General features: G+C 53.8%; 1 rRNA gene. It reads right to left on the bottom strand.

The features are described 5' to 3' along the window. Nucleotides 1–1,546: ribosomal RNA gene (locus ABH899_RS28535) — 23S ribosomal RNA — on the bottom strand; the annotation flags it as partial.

Here is a 1,546-nt window from a genome sequence, read left to right as displayed (position 1 = left end):
ACGGTAGTAGGTTAGAACTCCGATACGATCAGGGTGGTATCCCAACGGCGCCTCCACCCAAGCTGGCGCTCAGGCTTCAAAGGCTCCCACCTATCCTGTACAGATCGTACCAAAGTCCAATATCAAGCTGCAGTAAAGCTCCATGGGGTCTTTCCGTCTTGTCGCGGGTAACCTGCATCTTCACAGGTATTAAAATTTCACCGGATCTCTCGTTGAGACAGCGCCCAAGTCGTTACGCCATTCGTGCGGGTCAGAATTTACCTGACAAGGAATTTCGCTACCTTAGGACCGTTATAGTTACGGCCGCCGTTTACTGGGGCTTCGGTTCACAGCTTCGGATTGCTCCTAACCGCTCCCCTTAACCTTCCAGCACCGGGCAGGCGTCAGCCCATATACTTCGCCTTGCGGCTTCGCATAGACCTGTGTTTTTGCTAAACAGTCGCTTGGGCCTTTTCACTGCGGCCCCCTCGTGCTATTCACACTACCGGGGCACCCCTTCTCCCGAAGTTACGGGGTCATTTTGCCGAGTTCCTTAACGAGAGTTCTTCCGCGCGCCTTAGAATTCTCTTCTCGCCCACCTGTGTCGGTTTGCGGTACGGGCACCTTCGCCTGGCTAGAAGCTTTTCTCGGCAGTGTGAGATCAAGACCTTCGCTACTGTAATTTTCGCTCCCCATCACAGCCCAGCCTTCACGATGTGCGGATTTGCCTACACATCAGCCTCACTGCTTGGACGGACATCCATCAGTCCGCGTCCCTACCCTGCTGCGTCACTCCATTGCTCGTAACGGCTTACGGTGGTACAGGAATTTCAACCTGTTGTCCTTCGACTACGCCTTTCGGCCTCGCCTTAGGTCCCGACTTACCCTGAGCGGACGAACCTTCCTCAGGAACCCTTAGGCTTTCGGCGGATCAGATTCTCACTGATCTTTTCGTTACTCATACCGGCATTCTCACTTCTGTACAGTCCAGCAGTCCTCACGATCTACCTTCACTCCGTACAGAACGCTCCCCTACCCATGCGCAAATTCATGCGCAAGTCATAGCTTCGGTGGTGTGTTTAGCCCCGTTACATTTTCGGCGCAGAGTCACTCGACCAGTGAGCTATTACGCACTCTTTAAATGGTGGCTGCTTCTAAGCCAACATCCTGGTTGTCTGTGCAACTCCACATCCTTTCCCACTTAACACACACTTGGGGACCTTAGCTGATGATCTGGGCTGTTTCCCTCTTGACAATGGATCTTAGCACTCACTGTCTGACTCCCGGGGTAATGTCTGTGGCATTCAGAGTTTGACTGGACTTGGTAACCCTTGGCGGGCCCCGCACCCAATCAGTGCTTTACCTCCACGACACATCCCCCGAGGCTAGCCCTAAAGCTATTTCGGGGAGAACCAGCTATCTCCGAGTTCGATTGGAATTTCTCCGCTACCCCCACCTCATCCCCGAATTTTTCAACATTCGTGGGTTCGGGCCTCCAGTGCGTGTTACCGCACCTTCACCCTGGACAGGGGTAGATCACACGGTTTCGGGTCTACGCCTGCATACT

It is taken from the genome of Paenibacillus sp. RC84 (genome assembly GCF_041260495.1).
Lineage (GTDB): Bacteria > Bacillota > Bacilli > Paenibacillales > NBRC-103111 > Paenibacillus_F.
This window is presented reverse-complemented; position numbering and strand designations above follow the sequence as displayed.